Source organism: Vibrio harveyi NBRC 15634 = ATCC 14126 = KCTC 12724 (genome assembly GCF_001591145.1).
In the GTDB taxonomy this organism is placed as follows: domain Bacteria; phylum Pseudomonadota; class Gammaproteobacteria; order Enterobacterales; family Vibrionaceae; genus Vibrio; species Vibrio harveyi.
Map to the genome: position 1 here is coordinate 62983 of NZ_BCUF01000023.1, position 22844 is coordinate 85826.

General features: G+C 44.0%; 24 protein-coding genes. 16 read left to right on the forward strand and 8 right to left on the reverse strand.

The features are described from left to right. Positions 1-11 precede the first annotated feature (11 nt). The 7 genes from VHA02S_RS13445 to VHA02S_RS13475 are packed head-to-tail and all read left to right on the forward strand — an operon-like array spanning position 12 to position 7305. Positions 12-740 (forward strand): hypothetical protein, encoded by a 729-nt coding sequence (locus tag VHA02S_RS13445; RefSeq protein ID WP_009697141.1) that lies wholly within the window; start codon positions 12-14, stop codon positions 738-740. Beyond that, entirely contained in the window at positions 740-1918 is a 1179-nt protein-coding gene (locus VHA02S_RS13450; RefSeq protein ID WP_038899234.1) for a hypothetical protein, read from the forward strand. Before VHA02S_RS13445 ends, VHA02S_RS13450 begins: the two co-directional genes overlap by 1 nt. Further along, positions 1900-3297, forward strand: a complete 1398-nt coding sequence (locus tag VHA02S_RS13455) for a hypothetical protein (protein WP_017188683.1) — start codon at positions 1900-1902, stop codon at positions 3295-3297. The genes VHA02S_RS13450 and VHA02S_RS13455 overlap by 19 nt, the downstream gene beginning before the upstream one ends. An 18-nt stretch (positions 3298-3315) precedes the next feature. Continuing rightward, a complete protein-coding gene (locus VHA02S_RS13460; protein WP_038899235.1) occupies positions 3316-4617 on the forward strand; it encodes a hypothetical protein in 1302 nt (433 codons plus the stop codon). Beyond that, the gene (locus VHA02S_RS13465) at positions 4607-5371 is read left to right on the forward strand and encodes a hypothetical protein (protein ID WP_017188684.1); all 765 of its coding nucleotides are present in this window, start codon (positions 4607-4609) and stop codon (positions 5369-5371) included. The genes VHA02S_RS13460 and VHA02S_RS13465 overlap by 11 nt, the downstream gene beginning before the upstream one ends. Positions 5372-5397: 26 nt before the next feature. Next, positions 5398-6711 carry a transglycosylase SLT domain-containing protein gene (locus VHA02S_RS13470; RefSeq protein ID WP_038899236.1) on the forward strand — a complete coding sequence of 438 codons (1314 nt, stop codon included), beginning with the start codon at positions 5398-5400 and terminating at the stop codon, positions 6709-6711. A 12-nt stretch (positions 6712-6723) separates the two neighbouring features. Beyond that, a complete protein-coding gene (locus tag VHA02S_RS13475; RefSeq protein WP_005453426.1) occupies positions 6724-7305 on the forward strand; it encodes a hypothetical protein in 582 nt (193 codons plus the stop codon). A 53-nt stretch (positions 7306-7358) separates the two neighbouring features. Here VHA02S_RS13475 and VHA02S_RS13480 read toward each other — a convergent pair whose 3' ends face one another. Further along, positions 7359-8267, reverse strand: a complete 909-nt coding sequence (locus VHA02S_RS13480) for a DMT family transporter (RefSeq protein ID WP_009697137.1) — start codon at positions 8265-8267, stop codon at positions 7359-7361. A 98-nt stretch (positions 8268-8365) separates the two neighbouring features. Between VHA02S_RS13480 and VHA02S_RS13485 the strand changes: the two genes are divergently transcribed. Beyond that, the gene (locus tag VHA02S_RS13485; protein WP_005453431.1) at positions 8366-9154 is read left to right on the forward strand and encodes an AraC family transcriptional regulator; all 789 of its coding nucleotides are present in this window, start codon (positions 8366-8368) and stop codon (positions 9152-9154) included. On the opposite strand, the gene VHA02S_RS13490 is transcribed toward VHA02S_RS13485, so the two are convergent. Beyond that, a complete protein-coding gene (locus VHA02S_RS13490) occupies positions 9149-10066 on the reverse strand; it encodes a M14 family metallopeptidase (RefSeq protein ID WP_005453433.1) in 918 nt (305 codons plus the stop codon). The genes VHA02S_RS13485 and VHA02S_RS13490 overlap by 6 nt on opposite strands. A 174-nt stretch (positions 10067-10240) precedes the next feature. On the opposite strand from VHA02S_RS13490, the gene VHA02S_RS13495 reads away from it, so the two are divergent. Continuing rightward, positions 10241-11146 carry a DUF808 domain-containing protein gene (locus tag VHA02S_RS13495; RefSeq protein ID WP_009697135.1) on the forward strand — a complete coding sequence of 302 codons (906 nt, stop codon included), beginning with the start codon at positions 10241-10243 and terminating at the stop codon, positions 11144-11146. Positions 11147-11268: 122 nt separating this feature from the next. On the opposite strand, the gene pyrC is transcribed toward VHA02S_RS13495, so the two are convergent. Next, complete coding sequence (pyrC, locus tag VHA02S_RS13500; RefSeq protein ID WP_038899237.1) at positions 11269-12297, reverse strand: dihydroorotase; 1029 nt, start codon at positions 12295-12297, stop codon at positions 11269-11271. A 154-nt stretch (positions 12298-12451) separates the two neighbouring features. After that, positions 12452-12616 carry a YqaE/Pmp3 family membrane protein gene (locus VHA02S_RS25380; protein ID WP_005453437.1) on the reverse strand — a complete coding sequence of 55 codons (165 nt, stop codon included), beginning with the start codon at positions 12614-12616 and terminating at the stop codon, positions 12452-12454. A gap of 271 nt (positions 12617-12887) precedes the next feature. Between VHA02S_RS25380 and VHA02S_RS13505 the strand changes: the two genes are divergently transcribed. Continuing rightward, positions 12888-14705 carry a hybrid-cluster NAD(P)-dependent oxidoreductase gene (locus tag VHA02S_RS13505; RefSeq protein ID WP_038899238.1) on the forward strand — a complete coding sequence of 606 codons (1818 nt, stop codon included), beginning with the start codon at positions 12888-12890 and terminating at the stop codon, positions 14703-14705. 117 nt (positions 14706-14822) lie between these two features. Here VHA02S_RS13505 and nadE read toward each other — a convergent pair whose 3' ends face one another. Then, positions 14823-15653, reverse strand: coding sequence for an NAD(+) synthase (nadE, locus tag VHA02S_RS13510; protein WP_038899239.1), 831 nt, complete (start codon positions 15651-15653; stop codon positions 14823-14825). 210 nt (positions 15654-15863) lie between these two features. On the opposite strand from nadE, the gene VHA02S_RS13515 reads away from it, so the two are divergent. Further along, positions 15864-16385 (forward strand): nicotinate-nicotinamide nucleotide adenylyltransferase, encoded by a 522-nt coding sequence (locus tag VHA02S_RS13515; protein WP_009697132.1) that lies wholly within the window; start codon positions 15864-15866, stop codon positions 16383-16385. Between the two features lie 26 nt (positions 16386-16411). Further along, positions 16412-16894, forward strand: coding sequence for a hypothetical protein (locus VHA02S_RS13520; RefSeq protein WP_038899240.1), 483 nt, complete (start codon positions 16412-16414; stop codon positions 16892-16894). 67 nt (positions 16895-16961) lie between these two features. On the opposite strand, the gene VHA02S_RS13525 is transcribed toward VHA02S_RS13520, so the two are convergent. Then, positions 16962-17570 carry a cupin domain-containing protein gene (locus tag VHA02S_RS13525; protein WP_009697130.1) on the reverse strand — a complete coding sequence of 203 codons (609 nt, stop codon included), beginning with the start codon at positions 17568-17570 and terminating at the stop codon, positions 16962-16964. Between the two features lie 192 nt (positions 17571-17762). On the opposite strand from VHA02S_RS13525, the gene VHA02S_RS13530 reads away from it, so the two are divergent. Further along, complete coding sequence (locus VHA02S_RS13530) at positions 17763-18869, forward strand: 1-acyl-sn-glycerol-3-phosphate acyltransferase (protein ID WP_005453443.1); 1107 nt, start codon at positions 17763-17765, stop codon at positions 18867-18869. Between the two features lie 125 nt (positions 18870-18994). Here VHA02S_RS13530 and VHA02S_RS13535 read toward each other — a convergent pair whose 3' ends face one another. Further along, positions 18995-19594 carry a hypothetical protein gene (locus tag VHA02S_RS13535; RefSeq protein ID WP_017819336.1) on the reverse strand — a complete coding sequence of 200 codons (600 nt, stop codon included), beginning with the start codon at positions 19592-19594 and terminating at the stop codon, positions 18995-18997. Between the two features lie 147 nt (positions 19595-19741). Between VHA02S_RS13535 and VHA02S_RS13540 the strand changes: the two genes are divergently transcribed. Then, the gene (locus tag VHA02S_RS13540) at positions 19742-20014 is read left to right on the forward strand and encodes a YnjH family protein (protein ID WP_026000170.1); all 273 of its coding nucleotides are present in this window, start codon (positions 19742-19744) and stop codon (positions 20012-20014) included. A 72-nt stretch (positions 20015-20086) separates the two neighbouring features. On the opposite strand, the gene VHA02S_RS13545 is transcribed toward VHA02S_RS13540, so the two are convergent. Beyond that, on the reverse strand, positions 20087-20386 hold the full coding sequence (locus VHA02S_RS13545) for a YfcZ/YiiS family protein (protein WP_017188691.1): 300 nt from the start codon (positions 20384-20386) through the stop codon (positions 20087-20089). A 528-nt stretch (positions 20387-20914) separates the two neighbouring features. On the opposite strand from VHA02S_RS13545, the gene VHA02S_RS13550 reads away from it, so the two are divergent. Next, positions 20915-21376 carry a TetR/AcrR family transcriptional regulator gene (locus tag VHA02S_RS13550; RefSeq protein ID WP_005453451.1) on the forward strand — a complete coding sequence of 154 codons (462 nt, stop codon included), beginning with the start codon at positions 20915-20917 and terminating at the stop codon, positions 21374-21376. Between the two features lie 465 nt (positions 21377-21841). After that, a complete protein-coding gene (locus tag VHA02S_RS13555; protein WP_009697126.1) occupies positions 21842-22783 on the forward strand; it encodes a LysR family transcriptional regulator in 942 nt (313 codons plus the stop codon). Positions 22784-22844: the final 61 nt, after the last annotated feature.

Sequence of the window (22844 nt, forward strand, 5' to 3'; positions counted from 1 at the left end):
AGGATACAGAAATGTTTAAAAAAACAGTCATGGCTTCTCTATTTGCTACCGCACTAGCAGGTTGTTCTTCAATGCCAGGTATGGAGTCTGCGACGGTTGACCGCAACGAAATGAGTGCAGCTCTTGTTAAATCTTGTACTGAGCTAGGCTCTGAGTACACACCAGTATCTTACGCTGTAGACAAAGTATCTAAAGTGATGGTGTCGATTCAAGAGCGTCAATGTGCTGTATTCCAAGACTACCGCACACTAGCAGACAAGCATGCAGACGTAGCAGGTTTCCTAAAGATCAATGCTGATAAGAGTGACGAAGAGCTTCTTGTTGCGATGAATGAATTCGATGAAGGCAAAGCTGAAAACAAGAAAATTCGCCCACAAGTTGAAGCGTACAAAGCGGCGTCTGATTCAATCTTTGACAAGAACGTTGAGCTAGCGAAAGACATCGCGCTTGAGGCGGCTGAAATTGCAATTATTGCTTCAGACAACGCGGCAGTAATTGCGCAAGATTCTGCAATGGCGGGTTTAGGCAACGCACTTTCTTTCCTATCGAACGAGTCTGAAGAAGAAGGTGAAGCGGATGCAGAAGCAAAAGAAGAAGTGCCAGTTGTTGAAGCTTACAACGAGATGAAAGCACGTTCTCTTCTTGTTTACGACGCAAACGACATGATTTCTCTAGACCAAAACACAATCGAGCAACTAGAGAACCTAGACAAAGTTTTAGCAGAGAAAGTTAAGTCGTAATGAAATATTCAAAGATCGCAACACTTGTCGCTGCTGGTCTTGTTTTGGCTGGGTGTAATAGCACGCCCAGCCAACAAACTTACGCAGTTGAGAGTAACGCAGGCAACTCGTCTTTAATCATTGGTAAGTCAGCGTTTGAATTCACCAACAGTGACATCGAAGTTCCAGCATACTTCAACACTCAAGGTCTTCAATTCTGTACTTACGAAGCAAACGAGAAAGACAGCCGTTGTCCGTTAGCTAAAAAGACTATTCGCCTTTACTTCGGTGACGTTCAAACTGACGTTAGCGAGAACCTTCAAGGCAAATCTGCCGATGTATTCAATGCAATGCATTCAAGTATTGGTAAGTTCGAAACGAAAGCGCTTGAGAACACGTTAGAAAACCAATTTGCGGGTGTGAACCGTTTCCGTATCTTGACGCGTGACACTAAGTCAGTAAACGCGGCGATGGAAGAGATTCTTGCCGATGAAGGTGCAGTAAAAGTCGCACAAAAAATGAGTGGTCGTGACAAGTTATCGACGGACTACATCATGAAGGTCGACGTGCTTAAAACTGGCGATATGCTCTTTGGTTCTACGCAGTCTTTATTCCAAACATCAATGGAAATGACGACGGGTGTTATTGACCCGTACACTCGTGAAAAGCTGAGCTACCCGAATATCGGTAAGATCCGCGTTTCTAACTTTGATGTTCGTGATAAGGAAAGCTTCACAACCGTAATCGCAAATGGTGACTACTACCGCGGTTTTAACTACACCAGTAGTAAAGACGTTGATTCTGTGATGAACGAAATGGCATCACGTGGTTTCGATATCATGTTGACTCGTCTGCTAAAAGAGATGCCAGCAACAGCACAAGTTATGGGCATTAAAGGCGACCGAATCTCGCTAGATCGTGGTCAAAATGCTGGTGTATTACCAAATGAAACCATGGTTGTATTTGAGTACAGTGCAGGTTTTGTTGAGCCAATCGGTGTGGCGACGGTTAACCCTAGTCAACAAAGTGCTCAAGGCAAAATCGTACGCTGGAAAGACAGTAAGCTTGCTGAACAAGTGAAAGACGAAGCTGAGCAGGGTATTTACCGTCCAGATCGTCAGCGTCGAATCTTTGCAGTTAGCGTCGGTGTCCCGATGGAATTCATGAAGGAACGCAGCACATGGGCGCAAAAGGGATAAGTCTTAGTCTTACCCTCGGTGGATTGCTTTCGGCTGCACCTGCAGCTGCGCTTGAACTTGATAAGAGCCAGTCAACACTGGCTCTTGTTGAGCAGGGGTGCGCCTATGGTCGTGGTGCGTTAGCGATAGAGGGGGCGAAAGCGGATGCGATCAATAACCTGCGACTGTTTTTAAATGGGCAGGTTTCACTTTCTTTATCTTCTGAAGATTCCGAATTACTCAACGAACAGTTTAATCAAGCTGCTCGAGAAATGTTAGTAACTGGAATCGAGAGAGGGATGATCACTGCGGATTTTGGGCAACCTGAGATCTACGGCGATGATACCTGTGTGAATGTGCGTCTTATGCCACCAACGCAAACAGAAGAAGACTCAGACGAGGGTATTGTTTGGGGTTCTGACTCGACGGTTTCTGTTGTGGTCATCGGTGAGGGTATCCCGAACGCTAAGCAAGGTTTAAGTGCGCGCCAAGCGGCCGAGCAAGATGCATTTCGTCGTGCTATCAGCCAAGTTTTGGGCGTGATGGTTAAATCTGGCTACCTTCAGCAAACCTATTCAAGCATGTCGGCAAATGCGGTCAGTGATGACTTTAACTTGCATGATGTGGCTGTCCAATCCTTATCAATGCAATCGCAAGGTATGATTACTGGTTGGAGCGAAATTTCTAGCCAAACTAAACCAAATGGTGTGCTTGTCGTGACGCTCGATGTGTCTGTTGAACGCCAAAAGGTTGAGGCTAAGATCGCTCAACTTATCAAGAGTTTAGGGCAACCTGCCGTTTACGTGGATGCGCACCTTCCGGTTGTTCAAACCACGTTCAGTAGCTCTCTTGCTCAGATGGGCTTCGATCTCTCTGGTACTCCAGAGCAGGCAACCATCATTCTTCAAGTTCAAGAAAAAGAGAAAGTGACGCCTTCCGGCTTGCAGTTGGAATTGGCGGCTAAGCTATTAGACCGAGCGGGTAATGAATACGGTAATTGGCACAACGATCCAACACTGATGACCCTTCCTAACAAAGAGGGGATGCTGAATGAACTAGCGTCAGTGCACTTGGCTGTCGATCAAAACCAGAAAATGTTGACTCAAGCGTTACATAGCGCCGTCCAAAAAATGGCAATGCGTGGTGGACCGGTTAGAGAATTGATTTTTACGCCGAAAGCGGCGGGTCAACAAGGTCAACTTTATACCTTGCTTAGTGCGATTAACGGCGTTTCTGATATCAAGATTGAAAGTCGTTCTGGCAAGGTGATTGTCCGACTTCGCTCATTAAACAACGCCAATGACCTTGCTCAGTTTATCCAGCCAACGTTGCGCATTCATCAGCCAAATTATCAGTCCAAGCTACGTGTTTTGAACGATTACCAAATCAACGTGCTTTGAGACCTCTACAGGATATTTATGTTTAAAAAAACACTTCTTTCATTGGTACTAGCAAGTGCCTTTGGTTCTGCACATGCAAATGTAGATTTTGACCTTAATGATCTCGTTCCTGCAACCGGTGCACCTTCTGAAACACAAGCTGTAAATACAGATGACGTAAAAGAGGTGGGTGATCTAGTTGTGGCGGCAGACCCGAAAGCCGCGGTACTTGTTGCTCACCAAAGCCTGATCGAAGACGAAGGTGATGGCGTTAAGATGATCGCAGTTGGCTCGGGTATCGGTATTCTATCTACGGGTTCTGGTAGCTACGAAACTTACGAAAACCGTAACGCGACGTTGTTATCTAAGCGTGGTGCATACATGAAAGCTTTCCAAATTGCGAAAAAGCAATTAGTGGAAAACATGGAAGGCATGAGCAACATGTGTGCGACAGCGATCAACGAAACCATGGATGTGATTGATACTGCGACAGAAGGCGCGGCAAACACCACAAGCATGATGAGCGATAACTGTGCTGAGTCAGTAAAAGGCGCGTTGGCAGGTTACGTGACGTTCGATGTGTATGATGATCCAAGTGAAAACCTAGTTCGTGTTAGTTTGATTTCAACGCCGAAAACACGTGAGCAAACGAAGCGTAAAGTGGGCGCTCTGACTCAGACTACAGAACCAAACGTGATTTTCAAACAAATCATCGCTGATCTGCAGGCGGGTGTGATGCCTCCTGTTGGTGCGAAAGTGATTACCAACGCTGAAACGGGCGAGTCGTTTGTACTTGGTTTCGGTTCTTCGATCATTCGTGACAACAAGAATAAGAGCGTGAAACGCAAGCTGCTTGGTATGTCTAAATCTCAAGCGCAAGCAAAAGCGAGAAACGGTCTGATTGCAGTAATGCAAGGTGAACAAGTTTACTGGGAAGGTGGTTTCACAGAGAACCAGTTAGAGAAGAATGAACAGTTCGAGTACCCACCTGAGAGCGTTAACCCAGCAGATGCGAAAGTATTGGCAGAAGACAAACACACGTTCATGAACAACATCAAGAGCTTTGATTCGTACAAGTCATTTGCAGCGGGTCAAGTTCCTCCAGGTGTTTCTGTTAAAACCTTTAAGAGTAGCGATGGTGACTGGATGTTAGCCGTTGCGGTTTATGCCCCTTCTCTAGAGGCGACGGCAAAGCAAGCAGCTGCAGAAAACAAAAAGCGCGTTCGTGAAGGTCAAAACGCAAGCTCAGACCACAAAATTTCAACAACTGGCGGTTTGACTGACGGAAGCAACAATACTCAAGGACCATCTGGTCAAGTGAGTAACGCAAATGATCTGTAACCACAGATACTTGCTTGTTCTGGTAGGCCTTTTAGGTCTACCAGTTTTTGCTTCCGACTCTCATTCTTGGTCATTCAACGGCACGGATTATGAGCTTAAAACCAGTGACTCAGAAGTGTCAGTTGAAGTGAAAAGACAGCATGAACTGACCACGAAACAAATGAAGTCATTGTGTCGTAAAGGGCTCGGTTTAGAGCTTCGCAAAAAATACGAAGACAAGTTGCTTGAAGGTGGTTTCATTCGTGAAACTTTAGATTCGTGGCCTTTTGCGAGTCTAACTTACGAACTGACCAATATTCAGTTTTCTTCAGTGAGTAAGAGTCAAGCTCAGTGCCGTGCGAATGTGAATGATACTGGCTACAAAACCAATCTCCAAACCACAGCGCTGAACTATGCCATTGCGTATTACTCAACCAAGCAGTACCAGCACATTAAGCCGATATTACCGTTGATCATCAAAGAACCTAGCGTTGCAATGGATGCCGCAGGTTTAGTCACCTTGCTCTTATCTCAATCAGACGTGACCAAAGCTGAAAATTACTATCAGCAGTATGTCGATGTTTCCGCAATTTCCAACAGTGAAATCAAGCACTGGCTAGCTCAATGGCAGTTTGAGCAAGGAGAACTTGAGGAAAGCTTGTTCATCGCAAAGCAGTGCTCAAGCAAAGAATGCGAGCGTTTGGTGATAGACATTGAAGATCAAATGTTTGAGCAACAAGCTGAGAGTGTCGGAGATCTGTCTTCTTATTTCTGATTTAACAAATTACGGTAACTCAATTTATGAAATTGAAATATTGCGCACTGGCTGCGTTGTTAAACCTAATTGTGATGCAACCAAGTTTTGCAAATGATCCTTTTGCTGAACTGGACCAAGAAATCGAACAATTAACCGCTGATGATACGGATGAGTTTGAGCAATGGTATGCCGCCCAAATTCAAGAGTTCAATCAATGGCAGCAAGCTTACTTAGCGGACTGGGACAAAAAACAGAAAGCCTCTATTCAAAAATGGGGTGACACCAAAATACCTTCTCCGGATGTGGTAGTGGTTTATGACGAACAACATAACGCACGAACCGTTGTTGATTTGGAGAAAGGTGAGATTACGGTTAGCTACTTACCGCCTGCGGAAGAAGAAAAAGCCGAAGCTCCAGTTGTTGAAGCTGAAGTCGTCAATGCCGTTATCGAGAAAAACGCCAAGGTGTTTGAAGAAGTTGGTGTAACTCAACCTAAAAAAGCTGAGCCCACAATGGTTTTCGTTGAGGAAATTAAAGTAGAACCAAAGACTTTCGAAGAGGTGAAGAAAGAGATTGAGGCGCAAACTGAGCGCCAAATGAGTCAACTTGACATCTTTGCTGCTGAGAAAAGTGCAGTGTTAAGTGAACAAAAGCAAGAGCAAGTGATTGTTCAGCAAAAACAACAAATGGTGAAGCTGGAAGAAAAACGCATTGCTGCTGTGAAGCAAGAATTAGCTCTGCAAGAAAAGCAGCTAAAGCAACAGCCTAAAAAGATTGTTGAGTATAAGGTTAAGATTCCAAAATCATCACTGGCGAACCGCGCCAATCAGTACCTTCCTGCGATTCAACAAGAAAGTGCAAAGCGAGAACTACCGCCTGCACTTGTTTTGGCAATCATGCACGAAGAGTCGCATTTCAACCCGAAGGCAAAATCTCATGTGCCAGCATACGGGCTGATGCAAATCGTGCCGACAACCGCTGGTCATGATGTGAATAAGCTATATCGCGGTAAAGATAAGCCGATGAGAGCGAATGACTTATACGATCCCAATTTGAATATCGAAACTGGCACGGCGTATCTAAAAATTCTTCAGAGTCGATACCTAAAAGGCATTAAAGACCCACAAAGTGCGACTTACAGTGTGATAGCGGCTTACAACACCGGGTCAGGTAACGTGGCCAAAGCATTTGGTGAGCGACGTGTTTCTAGTGCGATTAAGAAAATCAATACCATGAGTTCTGATGAAGTATATGAGCACCTTATCAAGAACTTACCTTATAACGAGACTCGCAAATATCTCAAAAAGGTCAACGATAGAATGAAAACCTATCATGCGCAGTCCAACTCAATTATCTAAAAGGAATTGAAGATGAAATATCAAATTCTTACCGCTGCAATCAGCGCAGTGATCTTATCTGGTTGTGCGAGTCAAAGTGGTTCTGAAAACACGGCGAAAGTGGAAACCAACAAAGGCAGCAATGTGCCTAGCTGGGTACTAAACCCAACTTCAGCGAATGGCTTTGCAGCGTCAAACTGTGTTACGGCGTCAGGTAACTTTTCTGTTGATCGTAACCACGCTATCTCTCTAGCACGTAACACGCTTGCGCAAAACCTTGATATTAAAGTCAGTGTGTTAGAGAAGAACTATCAAAAAATTGATAGCTCAGTTGACGGTCAAACCTCTGGCACATCTTTTGAGCAAATCGCTAAGCAAATAACTAATACTTCAATTCAAAAGAGCCAAGTTGAGCAAGTATCACTGGTTGAAATTGGTGGTGTAGAGCAAATTTGTGCGCTAGTAGTCATGCCAAAGATTGAATCAGAAAAGATGTTTAACTCTGCTGTAACGGCAGGAACGGATATTGATCCAACGGATAAAGCGGCGCTATACAAAGAGTTTGTGAGCCAAAAGACAAGCAAAGAATTGGAAAAGCAGGCTGAAGCCCTTTAATCCAAATGAAAGCAAAAAGAAAAGAGCCATCATGGCTCTTTTCTTTTTAGTTGCTATGAGCTCGTTGCAGTTTGAGCTTCTGGGTCGATGACTTTGCCTTTTCTACGTACTTTAATTTGCGACAAGATAACGCCAGAGATAACCAACATACCGCCAATGATGTGGTAAACATGCACCTCTTCCCCCAGCATGGTTGAAGCGAGAGCTACCGAAACCACAGGCATCAGGTTCATGAACATGGCACTTGAGTCAGCACCAATCAAGTCAATCGCTTTTACCCACATCAATGGAGCAAAGATAGACGCGGCAATACCAGCGTAAGCAATTAAAGGTAATGCGCTTTGGCTTGGTAGAAGTTGATCGCTGCTTAGCCACAATGGCGCAAGCATAACCAATGAGAAAAAGCCTTGCATGTAAACCAAAGTCATACTGTTGAAAGGCATCTTCCAGCGTTTTAGTAACACACAATAAATTGCGTAGCAAAGCGCAGCCAGCAGCATCAAGCTGTCACCTTGCGTCATATCTTGATGCAGGAAGTAGGTGATATCGCCGTGCCCTAACATAAACGCCAAGCCGCCTAATGAAATCACACCACCTGCCACGCTCAGCATGGAAATCGACTTGCCAAGTAAAGGTACACTCAAGAAAACACTGATCAAAGGAACGAGAGACGTAATCAGTGCCATATTAGAAGCGGTCGTTGTTAGCCCTGCGTAATAACCTAGGGATTGGTTTAGCACCATGCCTAATAGTGCGAGGAAAGCCAATTTAGCCAAGTATGGGCGAATCACATGGCGCTGTTTGATCACTGCTGGTAAGCAAAATGGCGTTAAAAGTACCATAGCAACAAACCAACGGTAGAAACTCATTGCGCTAGGTTCGATGGCACTTGCTGCCATTTTATTTACGATGGAATTCCCACCCCAAATCATGACAGTAAAAAACGGAAGCAAATAAACCATGAGAACCTCATCGCAGAATAATTAATGGCGCTAGTCTGACAGGTCTTTATAATGAAAAGTATCTCTGGAAAGACATCGTAAGCGATAGGAAGACAAATTTGAAAAAGAGCACAAGGAATCTTCATCCGTCATTATCAATCGACAGAGCACCATCAGATGTGTTTATGAATTTTGAAGCCTTTTTGTCGAATACAGAAACTCGCATTCACAGCCACCCGTGGGGACAAGTTCAACTGATCAGTGGCGGTATTCTAGAAATGGATGCGGAAGACACACGTTTCTTAGCGCCTCCGCATCTTGCGATTTGGGTACCAGCTGGGATCCGTCACACTAGTTATAATCGTAAGCCTTTGGAATACTGCTCGTTAAATATCGACCCAGAGTTGACTCAGCACTTTCCATCCAAAACGAGCTTGATCAAAGTGACGCCCATTGTTTCGGCGATTGTGGAAGACTTTCGCCAGCGTGATATTAATGTTGCTAAGAGCGAAGAAGATAAACGCCTCGTTCAGGTCTTGTTGGATCAGCTAGCCAAACAAGAAGTCGAACATCACTTTTTGCCAACCACAGACAACAAATATCTGGAGCCAATTCTTAAAGCCGTCGAAGAAGCGCCAACTGATGAAATTAGCTTGGGGGAATGGGCGGAAAAGGTTCATACCACGGAGCGCACTTTAGCTCGCCATTGCCAAAGTGAGTTAGGGATGAGTTTTACCGAGTGGCGATTGCGAGTGCGTTACTTGCATTCGATGGAGTTGTTAAGGAAGGGGCAAACCGTAAAAGAGGTGGCGTTGACATTGGGTTACAACCAGGCCAGTCCTTTTATCGCCATGTTTAAGAAATACTCCGGCATTACACCGGAGCAATATAAGAACCGCTTGTTATAGCTGAGTAAGCACGTAATCTAAACCACCTACAACTGCTGCAACTTGAGCGTCGTTACACTCTTCATCAGTGACTTTCGGGCTGTCTGGGTAAACTTCTGTTGTAGTGCCGTAAGTGCAGTTGGTGACGCCGCCACACAGACCCAGTTTCACCATTGGGTAATTAATCACACCAAATTGCACCACTGGCGAACCAATGATTTCGCCTTTATCGTCAGCAGGTGCAATGTGCGTTACTTTCGCTACTGACTCGATGACGGCTTTTTGGAACTCAGGTTGCGGGTTTTCTGTATCGCCCACCGTGTAGAAACCATCTGGGATCATGCCTTCGATGTATTCAAGACCATCACGTGCTGCAAGTGCAGGGCGGAATTCGGTCTCGTCAGAATCGGTGGTTTCGTGCAGGTCGATGTGCATTAGAACATCACCTAAGGTCGCAACAAGCTTAATCAAGTTAGCTGACTCTTCCGCAGGGCTATTTGCGTAGAAAGAGCGGTTTGGGTCAATCGCATTTGGGTTCCAGCGGTTGATCACCTCGTACCCCCAAGGGCTGACACATGGTGCAACGACAATATTGAAGTGTTCTGCATAACGCTCTGCCTGCGTATCAACAAACTTCAGCGCACCATGTACGCCACTTGTCTCGTAGCCATGTACGCCGCCAGTTACTAAAACAACCGGTTTTGCAGCATCCCAGTTACGAGTCTTGATACAAAACAGAGGGAAGCGCGCTTCGTCGTAAGAGAGTGCGCCGTATTGCTCAACATCAAAACGCTCGCGAAGAGCATCAATTTTGGTCACGACTTCTTCTTGGTAGCTACGTTTTACGTCACGTTGCTCACGCCAAGCTTTACGTTCTGCTTCACCCCATGACTGACCTGGGGTACCAATTGGGTAAGTGTATCCGCTTTTCATCTATACTTTTTCTTTTGTGTGCGTGAAAGGTAAGACAAGACTAGTCCTGTCTCAAAGCCACGGCAATAGAAAACACAATTTGTGACCTTATTCTTTGCGAAATCATAACTTTGCTGAGTAGTTTATTGGTGTTACATTTTGTTACTTATTCAATTCCATAAAAGAGATAAATAAATGGCTGGAGCAAGTTTACTAACACTGTTGGATGACATTGCAGCTGTATTGGATGATGTCGCGTTGATGTCGAAGATGGCGGCGAAAAAGACCGCTGGTGTACTGGGCGACGATTTAGCGCTAAATGCGCAACAGGTGTCTGGCGTAGCGTCAGAACGAGAAATCCCGGTGGTTTGGGCGGTGGCAAAAGGGTCGTTTAAAAACAAACTGATTCTAGTGCCATCGGCGTTGTTGATCAGTGCCTTCATTCCTTGGCTGATCATGCCATTACTTCTCATTGGTGGTTTGTTTCTTTGCTTTGAAGGGGCTGAGAAGATCTTAGAAAAGCTTTTTCCTCATGCGCACCAACATGAAGAGAAGAAAGAAGAGCTCAATACCGGAGAATCGGTTGAAGAGTACGAGAAGAGAAAGGTCGCCGGTGCGATTCGTACTGACTTTATCCTCTCTGCAGAAATCATCGTGATTGCTTTGGGTACGGTGACAGGCTCAAGCATCGTAACGCAAATTCTTGTGGTCAGCTTAATCGCGGTATTGATGACCATTGGTGTTTACGGCTTAGTCGCTGGCATCGTTAAGCTTGATGACTTAGGTTTTTACCTAGAACGCACATCAAATGGTGAAGGACTGAAAGCCAAGCTAGGTGGAGCATTAGTGGCGTTTGCGCCTAAGTTGATGAAGATGCTTGCTGTGGTGGGTACTGCGGCAATGTTCCTTGTTGGGGGCGGTATTGTTGTCCATAACGTGCCTGCAATTCATCATCTGATTGAACCGATCATCATGGATTTCCGTGGTCATACGATTGCGACGGCGATTGTGCCGACATTGCTTAATGGTGTGATTGGTGTCATCGCTGGCTTGGTTGTGGTTGCAGCTTGGACTTTAGTAGAGAAAGTTCGTGGTAAATAATTACTCTGTAGACAGTAGACAGTAGACAGTAGACATAAGGCTTTATAGGAGCCAAAAGAAAAGGGTCATGCGTTTCCATATCGAATATGATGGCATGACCCATTTTTATTTCGTGGAGATGATTACTTCACTTCCCACTCAATCTTTTCATTTGCACGAATTGGCACAACGATGTCGCTACCAAACGGCATCGTTTCTGGTACATCCCAAGCTGCTTTTTCTAGCGTTACTGTGTCTGAGTTGCGAGCGATGCCGTAAAAATCAGGACCATTTAAGCTTGCGAATGCTTCTAGGTTTTCGAGTTTGCCTTCATTCTCAAACACTTCTGCATAAAGTTCTAGTGCTGCGTGTGCGGTATAAGAACCTGCACAACCACAAGCTGATTCTTTTGCGCCTTTTGCGTGCGGCGCTGAATCTGTACCTAGGAAGAATTTCTTGCTACCGCCTGTTGCTGCTTCGATAAGCGCTTGTTGGTGGGTATTGCGCTTAAGGATTGGCAGGCAGTAGAAGTGAGGCTTAATGCCACCGACTAGCATGTGGTTGCGGTTGAACAGCAGGTGGTGAGCAGTGATGGTTGCTGCGATGTTATCAGAAGCGTTCTTAACGAAGTTTGCGGCATCCGCCGTCGTGATGTGTTCAAGAACGATTTTTAGGTTAGGGAAGTCGTTAACGATAGGAGCAAGAACCGTGTCTAGGAATTCCTTCTCACGGTCAAAAATATCAACGTGGTTGTGAGTCACTTCTCCATGAACCAAAAGCAGCATGCCAACTTCTTCCATCGCTTCAAAAACGTGGTAGATGTTCTTTGCATCGGTTACGCCAGAATCAGAGTTGGTGGTTGCACCTGCTGGGTAAAGCTTTGCTGCGACAATTTTGCCTGTTGCTTTGGCTTTGCGGATTTCGTCTGGCGTGGTGTTGTCTGTCAGGTATAGCGCCATAAGAGGTTCGAATTGCTCGCCGTGTTGCTCAGCAAGGATTCGATCACGGTAGGCTAATGCCATTTCAGTATTGGTCACTGGTGGGACGGTGTTTGGCATGATCAGCGCACGGCCGTTATAACGGCTAATATCGCGAACGGTATCTTTTAGAACTTCACCATCGCGTAAGTGAACGTGCCAATCGTCAGGACGAGTAATAGTCAGTGTTGTCATTAATTGCTCCCACCATTAAAAAGTTATGTTTGGAGCCTAAACGCTGCATTTACCTCAAGAGCAAACGCTTGCGCTTAGGCGACAGGATGATAGAGGAATTGCAGTTCTATTTCACCCCATTTTTCACATTTCTTTACGGTAGGAGCTCAGTTGGTTACTTCATCGTCAACCAAAGCGCGTGAATTGTGCCGGGTAGGAAGAAGAAGAAAGTCAGGATTAGGTTGATGAAGAAGTCTTTCTCTAGACCTTTTTCCATGTAAACCGCCACTGGCGGAAGGAAGATACAAAGTAGAATTAGAATCAGTTTATTAGTATCCATGGTCTATGCTCCGGATAGATTATTTATAGTGTCAAAAAGTTGGCGAATTATGTGCTCTATATCACATCTTGGCAATCCTAGTTTCGTCAATACTATGCAAATTTATGGAACTCCATTCATAAAAAGAAGTTCTTCCACCTGCAAAGCAAGTGTCATATCGGGTGACTGACGAAGGTGCGGTTATAAATCGATATTTTATAGAGGCTTGGGTCATAACTGTTATAAGGATATGATAGTCCAATAATGAGAAAGTACCTGTAGGAAGAAGGCTATGTCGCAATCAGTTTTGTCCCAAATTAATGTTTTTCCAGTCAAATCCGTCGGAGGCGTTGCGTTATCTTCCGCTTGGGTAGAAAAACAAGGATTGAGTTTTGATCGTCGATTTATGATTGCGACGTCAGATGGCTCAATGGTGACAGCTCGAAAGTTCCCTCAAATGGTGACCATCAAGTCCGCGCTGTTGCCAGACGGAGTGGTGTTTACCAGTCTTGGCGAAGAGCCACTAAAGATTCGCTATCAAGATTTCAAAATGCAGGAAGCACCTGCAACGGTTTGGAAAGACAGTTTTACAGCATATACCACCACGGATGAAGCGGATGATTGGTTTAGCAAAGTATTAGGTCTTCGCGTCGAGTTACTTTTTACTGGTGAGCAATCAAATCGCATAAGAGAGAAACTGGGTCACAACGTCAGCTTTGCCGATGGCTACCCAGTACTTGTCATCAGTGAGGCATCACTGGAAGAATTAAACCGCAGAAGCTCTGAGCTGCACTCAATGGATCAATTCCGAACCAACCTTGTGGTATCTGATACCAAGCCATTTGAAGAAGACTCATGGAAGCGTATTCGCATTGGCGAAGTGGAATTTGAATCAGTAAAACCATGTGAGCGATGTATTCTAACTACCGTTAATACTCAGCGAGGCACATTTCGAGAAAGCAAAGAACCACTGAAGACATTGCAAGAGTTTCGTGCAAACGAGCGTGGGGGCGTGTTCTTCGGTCAAAACCTTGTTGCTCTGAACGAAGGCATTATTCGTTCTGGTGACAAAGTTGAAGTGCTGGAATACAAAGAGCCAGAGTTCTATCCAGACAACTCTCCTCAGCGAATGACGCTAACTTGTGTCGAACGAGAAGAAATCGCACGCGACTTTGTCACCTTGTGGCTTGAGCCAAGCAAAGGTCAATTACCAACGTACTTACCGGGACAGCATTTACCTATTGAAGTGGATATAGACGGTAAGAAAGTAGGGCGTCGTTATACGCTGTCATCTAGCCCGTCTCGCCCGGGACGCTACGCAATTTCGGTGAAACGTGTTTCTGGTGGGCGCGTATCCAATGCTTTGCTTGACAACCTACAAGTGGGGGATGTTCTGGAAGCGGAAACACCAGATGGTCAATTTCATCTAAAAGAGCATTCTGTTCAGCCTCTATTGCTGTTATCTGCTGGTAGCGGCGTAACACCAATGCTGTCGATGGTTCGTTATTTGGCTGATCACAACCAACTCGATGATGTGGTGTTCTACCATCAGTGCAGCAGCGAGATTGATATTCCGTGCAAAGATGAGTTAAACGAGTTAAAGCGCCAACACCCGGGGTTGGATGTAAAGATCTGCTTAACGCAACCTGCGATAGATTGGTTTGGTCTTAAGGGGCGAATCAGTCTATCTCATATAAAACAGATCAAAGATGTTGAACAGCGCCAAGTGTTTGTTTGTGGTCCTGACGGCTTTATGCAAAAGGCGAAAAACCTATTGTTTAAGAAGGGTCTCCCAGAAGACAATTATCATCAAGAAGCATTTGGTGTTGCAGCGACAAAAGCTAAGCCAGAGAAAGGTGTTGAGATTGAATTCAACGGCTTTAAGTTGATGGGTAACAACCAACAAACGTTACTTGAACAAGTTGAGAATGCCGGTAAAAGTATTACCAATAGTTGTCGTGCGGGCTTGTGTGGTGTTTGTAAGGTTCAATTAGAATCAGGACAGGTAGAGCATCCTGACGTGCCTGCACTGAGCGCAGAAGAGCGCGCGATGGGTAAAGTGCTCGCGTGTTGTGCTATTCCAGAAACGGATGTGACGCTAACAGACTAACGTTGCTGAGCATAAACACTGCTTGTAACAAGCAAACAAAAACGCCGCTAAATTAGCGGCGTTTTTATATATTGCTGAACGATTTAAAAACGAATCGTTCACGTGCACAATTGTGATTTAGTCGTAGATCGTTGGGATCGGCTGACGCTTGTGCTGAGTCATTTTGTAGATAGCCACAAGGCGCTCGCTGACTTCTTGAGATACTGGCTTGCCTTCTAGGAAGTCATCGATTTGTTCGTAAGTTAAACTCAGAGCATCTTCATCAGCTTTTTGAGGATCAAGCTCTTCTAAGTCTGCCGTTGGTACTTTCTTAACAAGTTGCTCAGGTGCACCCAATGTTGCTGCAACTTCGCGAACTTGACGTTTGCTCAAGCCGAATAGTGGTGCCATATCGCACGCGCCATCACCGAACTTAGTGTAAAAACCAGTGATGTTTTCTGCTGAGTGATCAGTACCAAGAACCAAGCCACCAACGTAACCAGCAATTTCGTATTGAGCGACCATGCGTGCACGCGCTTTTACGTTACCCTTCACGAAGTCCACTTTTGCAGCATCCGTTGGAAGAAGGTCTGTTCCTTCAAGTGCGACGTGAGAAGCGGCATGGAGACCATCGACACCAGCTTTAATGTTTACTGATACAGAGTGCGTTGGTTGGATGAAAGAAAGTGCGAGCTGTGCTTCATCTTCGTCTTTTTGTTCGCCATAAGGCAAACGAACAGCGATAAACTGGTAGTTGTTGTCACCAGCTTCTTCGTTTAGTTGGTCTACAGCCAGTTGAGCCAAGCGACCACATGTCGTTGAGTCAACGCCACCGCTAATGCCAAGAACAAGAGACTTACAGCCTGCTTCTTGCAATTTACGCTTAATAAAAGCGACACGGCGTTCAATTTCGAAATGCGGATCGATAGAAGGGAGTACTCGCATTTCATCGCGGATGGATTGTTCCATTTAGGGTTCCTTTTCCTGCAAATATGTACGACACCAAGTGAGTGTGAATAAATTCATACTGTCGCAGGCGTTTATAGTTCACAAATGGCGATAAACCATGCAGTTGATGTCTATAAACGTCGCTTTAGTGTCAAAAAGCTCTAAAGATTAGTAGTATCATACCGAATTCATCGGATTAGAAAACTCTCTTCAACCAGGTAATCACCGGATATGAAAAAAATCGCCGTTTTTGGCAGCGCATTTAACCCACCAAGCTTAGGTCACAAGAGTGTGATCGAGTCACTGAGCCACTTTGATCTTGTGCTACTAGAACCAAGCATTGCACACGCTTGGGGCAAAAATATGTTGGATTACCCAATTCGGTGCAAACTGGTTGATGCCTTTATTAAAGACATGGGGCTTTCTAATGTTCAACGCTCAGACCTTGAGCAAACTTTGTACCAACCAGGACAAAGTGTGACGACTTTTGCGTTATTAGAAAAAATTCAAGAAATCCACACGCAAGCCGATATAACTTTTGTCATTGGTCCTGATAATTTCTTCAAATTTGCTAAATTTTACAAAGCAGAAGAAATTACGGAACGTTGGACTGTGATGGCATGCCCTGAGAGAGTGAAAATCAGGAGCACCGATATTCGCAATGCATTGCTCGAAGGTAACGATATTAGCGGGTATACAACATCAACGGTCAGTGAATTATTGCTAAGCGAAGGCTTATATAAACAATCGTAATCTGAGAACTGAGAGGTCAGGTTTTCATGGTCAGAATCGTCGTACTTAGTGCATGCGCAATGCTTGTGGCAACACAGGCGAGTTCCGCATGTAACTATTTATCTGATCGTTCCGTTGTATTTGCTGATAACACCATGCCAGTTTGTGAAGACATCTTTGACAGTGTTGGCGTTCTTAGCATCGATACGCTCAATTGGTATACCGCAGAAAAACAGATAGAAGGTCCGATAGAAAGTTACTGGGATCAATGGGCGTTCAAGTCTGAAGACTCTCCAATACTTACTCAAAATTTAGATAGTAACTATTTTGGGCTCGGGTTATGGATGCCAGAAGAATTGCGTGATGATGAAGCCAAAATGAGTACAGAAGAGTGGCTGAGAAGTCATGGCTTAATGTTCAGCATCGGCTTTGGTGACAAGAACGGCAGTGAACCACGAATGCGTGTTGATTACCGCTGGCATGAATACTATGACGCTGATTGGATGATGCAGATCGAAGTACCGTTTTAATATTCGAATCAAAATAAAAAGGACGCACATTGATGCGTCCTTTTTGTATTCTATTGCGACTTACCCTTTATAGCGCTTCCCCAAACACCAAAAAGCAAAGCTGTTCGTATTCTTCTTCATTGTCGTTAAATAGCTTCGCAACGATATCCGCTTGTTTTTTGCCGGATAACTTCATCTTGCGTGCTTCTCGAAGCGTTAATACTAGACAAAGCTCAATGGAAATCTGAGATTCACAGCCTGGTTTCCACTTATTGATAGAATCCGTTAATGCTGAACTGGTAAGCATTGGTTTGAGTGTTAGCACTTCGTGTTTCACAACCGCTAGCAAGTCGAGTTGATGTTCACTGCGTGCTTTTGTCATCACCAACTTTTCAATCAGCGCTGACAATAACACTGGTAGTTTCACGTAGCCTGCTTGTTGAGCAAATGCATCAGTTAAGCGCACAGAGAAGTCACAGCGAGTTACTCGTGTGTTAGGTAAAAAGGTGAGGGAGCTCAAACATCCCTGAGGAATCCAGAAGTGTTGACCCGGTTCAATGGCATACTCATGTTTACCCAATTTAATGATCGCCAAACCTTCCACTACTGATAGCAAGCTGTGTTTTAGCGCTTTTTTACGCGCAGCAACATTAAGAAAAGGGTAATTAGCGTCGTGAAATTCAATTGCGTAGTTCATTGTGAATACCAGAGTTTTTGGGGCGCTAAGGGTAACGCTAAACCCCTAAATTGCCAACCGGATAACAGATTTTTTTGCGAATAGAAATTGTAATGCTACTGGTATGACCATGTTAAAAGTATGGTCTGAAATGCTGCGGGTTGGCAAAACAATGCGTAAAATGTGCCAGCTTTTTTTGAAATGAATTGAATAATGACTGCCAATAACGATCCTTATATTGAAATTCGTCCATACAACGACGAAGAAATTCCAGCTGCGCTGGACCGCCTGATCAAAGACGATGAGTTTATCAGTGCGATTTTAAACCACCGTTTTGCAAACAAAGCGGCGTGGTTCAAAACACTCATGAGTCCGATTATCCGTGTCTACTTAAAAGCGAAGTGGAGTAAACTGGATTCTGTGGAAGCCATTCAGCTAGAAGTGAAGAAGTACCTTAAAGACACGCTAGATACGACTACTGACGGAGTTACTTTTTCTGGTTTGGACAAACTCGACAAGAACACATCGTACTTGTTTGTCTCTAATCACCGCGATATCGCAATGGACCCCGCGCTTGTTAACTTTGGTTTACATCAAACAGACCACCGTACAGTGCGTATTGCGATTGGTGATAACCTGCTTAAGAAACCTTGTGCGACGGAGCTAATGAGGCTCAACAAGAGCTTTATCGTAAAACGTTCTGCGAAAGCACCACGTGAAATGATGAAAGCGCTTGGTCTACTGTCGGGCTATATCAAGCACTCTTTAGATACCGGTAACTCAATCTGGATTGCGCAAAAAGAAGGTCGTGCGAAAGACGGTAATGATTTCACTGACCCAGCAATCTTGAAGATGTTCCATGTTGAAGGTCGTAAGCAAAAAATCAGCTTTGGTGAATACACTCGTTCACTGAAGATTGTGCCTGTTTCTATCTCTTACCAAAATGACCCTTGTGATATTGCAAAAGCTAAAGAACTGTATGAAAAAGCAGAGAACGGCAGTTATGAAAAAGGTGAGTTTGAAGATATTGAAAGCATCATCCAAGGTATCGTGGGTTACAAAGGTAAAGTGCATGTCGCATTTGGTGATGTGATCGATCAAGAGTTCGAGACGCCGGATGAGTTGGCAAACGAAATCGATCGCCAAATCCACAATAACTACCGCGTATTCCCTATCAACTTGCTCGCTGCGGGTCGTGAAGACGAATCGATCACTGAGTCAGTAAAATCTCAGTTGCAAGAGAAACTTGAACAGCTACCGACAGGTGCGCACAGTTACTTGGTTGCAAGTTACGCTAACCCAGTAAATAACCAAGAATAACCTTGCTATTGTCCATTGCGCGAAGTAGCAATGGACATTCAATTGCGAGGAACGGGACCTAATCGGAATCTATCTCAGGCGTGTTATTTGTTAGATTCTGAGCTCGTTCCTCACTTCAATTACTTTTATGGTGCAACCGCACCGCCTAAGGTCAAATTCGTTGGCCACTTTGTCACTCGATTTCCTCCCAAGAAGATGTTGCCTTTGACTGTCATGGTGTCAGGAAATGTTGTGACCTTTGAACCTCCTATATAGAGGTTACCATCCACCACCAATCCTTCTGGTAGTTCGGTCAATGGTGTCCGAATGACGCTCAAGTCGCCTTTTACTCTTAGTCTTGCTGGTAGGTTAGTTAACGGGGTATCGGTTAAATTCAAATAACCACCCAGTTTTACACCGCGAGGCCAGCGTTCAACTTTACTACCAAGCAAATTTGCATAGCCTTTAATTTTAACTCCAGGTCTTATCGTTTTGAGGGCGCTATTCGTTGCTTCAAGGCTGCCTTGAACATCGAGTCCTTTAGGAAGTTTAGTAATCGGTGTCTGGGAAATATTGAGGTTTCCTTTTACGACAAGACCATCAGGTAGGGTCGTATAGGGCTTGTTGCGGAGATCGATATTACCGTAGTTGTCGGTATGACCGAATTTAGCATAGTAATCAAGCTCGTAAGCGATAGAAGAGCTCGAGAAAAACACCAGAGCTAATAAAAGAGGGAAAATGCGCATAGCAACCACAGTATTGGTAAAAGCGAGAAAAGGATAACGTAAAGCTTGGGGGGCTGCTACCTATCCATGTCTCAAGAATATGAGATGCTGCCAAGAACTGAAAGCACTTCTTTGTTAGTTTTATGGCTCTTCATTAAGGGGATATTCATGAACGTAAGATCGATTTCTGTTTTGCTTGCAAGCGTTGCTGCTGTTTTATCAAGTTTTGCGATGGCGAAATCCTATAATACGCCAGATTCAAAAGCGTTAGTGGTGGCAGACGGTAAGCTAGGGCAGCGTGTTTGTTACTATGACGACAAAGCCTACACTACTGGGGCAGTGCTAAACGTAGATGGGGTGCTACTGATGTGTACCGATGAAAATGATTTTGAAACTAATGGCTCGTTGAAGTGGGTTGTGTTTCAGAAAGACAAGAAATAGATAGGTTCATCAGAGATCAAAAAAGCGAGCTGGATGCTCGCTTTTACCTATCTAACGATGAAATATCGACGATTAACGCGCTAGAGAGCGAGTCTTAAGTTCGAAGATTAGCTTTTCAGCGCTTACTTCAAACTTGAATCGAGCAGTAAGCTCTTTCGAATCTTCCGTTAGTTCAGAAACGTTGTATTCAACGCCTGCACAAACTTGTTTTGCTAGTTCGATGTATTTCGCCAACTCAGCTTCAAGTGCTGCTTTAGTCTCTGCGAAAATCGTTACGTCAGCGACATCGTCGCCTTCTTTGATGATAAAACCCATTTCACCAGCGCAACCGCAAGCTTCACATACTTGGTTTTCTTCTAATTCGACACTCATAACGAATCCTCTTGTAAATACTGTCAGTATTCTATCAGGTATTTGATCTCTATCTACAAAAATGAATGATTTTGGATAAAAAAAGGACAGTATGTTATGTTGTTAATGGAGGGTTAACTAATTTTATTAGAACTTCCTTAAGGAAATTAGTGTGATATGTATCAATATTTAAAATCAATTAACCTAGATATTCGTGAGATTTCTGTCAGGTGAGTTGAACTGGGGTTCAATTTATAAGACTATTTCCGGATTAATTATTTTTACATAATTATCATTCTTAGCCTGAGAATAGTTTCGATGAATGATTTGGTGCAAGGTTTTGATGGAGTGGACTTTTCGCCATATTTTGAGTCACATGTATTGACAGAAATATCACTGTAAATTGCACGTTACGCAGTGCAGTTTAGTTATGATTGGTCCTCTAACTTTGATGTTTGAGGTATACAGTACATAATGCTGAGGATGATTTTCATTCTGGCCTCATTTAATTGTGAGTTAGATGGATTTACAAAGAGAAGAGCTTAAAATATGCCAAAGCGTAGTAAAGAAGATACCGAAATCACTATCCAGAAGATCATGGATGCCGTTGTTGATCAGCTTCTGAGACTTGGTTATGACAAAATGTCTTACACCACGTTAAGCCAGCAGACAGGTGTATCGCGTACAGGTATTAGCCACCATTTCCCTAAGAAAACGGACTTTACCGCCGCTTTAGACGGTCGTATTTTCAAAATGTTCGTTGAACATCTAGAATTCGATAAAGGTCTAGAAGCGTTTTCAAAGAGCTGGATCACGGCTCTAGAAGACTCTGAATTCTTAGCGATTTTGCGTCTATTATTCCACCATATTGTTACTTCTGAGAGCGCGCACGAGTTTGCGGCAAACGGCATTGATCGTTTGTACAAAATGGCTGAGAGCCAGTTTGGCGCAGGCAGTGACAAAGAGCTAGAGTGGTTGATTGGTCGCTCATTGATCCAAATGAGCAAGTAACACCACAGTAAATAGCTAAAACCAAGAGGCTGTTTGGCTCTTGAGTGTGTTTAGACCTGATTTCAAAGTGTTTGAAGTCAGGTCTTTTAATTTCTTTATGTTGGTGTTTAGCCAACGTTTTTGCTTTCTATCTTTCTCATTAAACGCACCATGTTTGATGGCATTAACCTTTTCCTATCTCCTCTAGACTTCACCCCATCATCTCTTTTCTTTGCTGCCTATCGAGTCGACGATCTTCATACATTGACAGCAGGAATGTAATGTATGTATGGCGTCAGACAATGAGTTCATTTACAAATTTGCGTCGTCATTTATTCCTTTTTTCAAAATAATCTTACTGTCTGTTTTGTTATTTTTTTGTCATAGAGAGTTATCGAGCGCAAAGAATTCATGCACTTCGGTTGGAAACTGCGCCAATCTGTTCTTATGCTGAATAATAACCTCAAGTTATTAACGAAGTGGAACATGGCTAAAGATCTATTCTCAACTCTTGACTTAAACCTGCTCAGGACATTCATCATTCTTCATCAAGAGCGCAATATGCGGCGCGCTGCTGAACGTTTGTTTGTTTCCCAACCCGCCGTGAGCAAAGCGCTACAAAGATTGCGTGATCATTTTGAAGATGAGCTTTTTGTGAAAACTCACCATGGTTTGCGAGCAACCGAATATGCCAATGATCTTGCAGAGAGCTTAGCGCCTTTGTTGGACGATATTTCCATAACGATAAATGGTTCCAAGGCATTTAACCCACTGGAAATGAACGGCACGGTAAAGATCGCTCTGGCACCATTTATTCTTAGTTCTTACGCGAGTGAGATCTTTCAAGCCATCAGGCAAGCTGCCCCTCATGTCCAAATTCATTTGCTGAATTGGTCTCGCTCAACCATGGAAGAGATCATCAAGGACGAAGTTGTGTTAGGAGTTAATTACGAAATAAACCATGCACCCAAAGAGCTTCTGACTAAAATGATCGTTAAAGATGAATTCTGTGCTTATGTGCGAAAAGATCATCCTCTGCAAGGTCACCGACTGCAGATATCTGATTGCAATGATCTAGAATTTGCAACTGTCATCGCTGCTGATTGGAACTCGAACATTTCTTTTTCAGAAAAGATCATGAAAATTAAAGGGGTAGAGCCAAAAATTGCGTTTAGATCAGAGCTTCCATCAGCCATCATCGACGTAGTCGCAAACTCTGATATGGTGTTTCCTGCATCAAAAACCGTCAATGTTGATAAACTTTATAAGCTACGTAGGTTGGATATTGAGTTGGATGGTATGGTGATAGAACCATGTTTGCACGCTTACTTCCATCATAAGAATCGTCGTAACGAAACCGTGCACTGGTTACGTAATATCGTGACCGAAGTGATCATTAGTCACCTCGAACGCCCTCAAGAACAATAATAACCATCGGTTATCAAGCTCTCTACCTTGGTTTATTAATAACCCGCCGTTAATGGCGGGG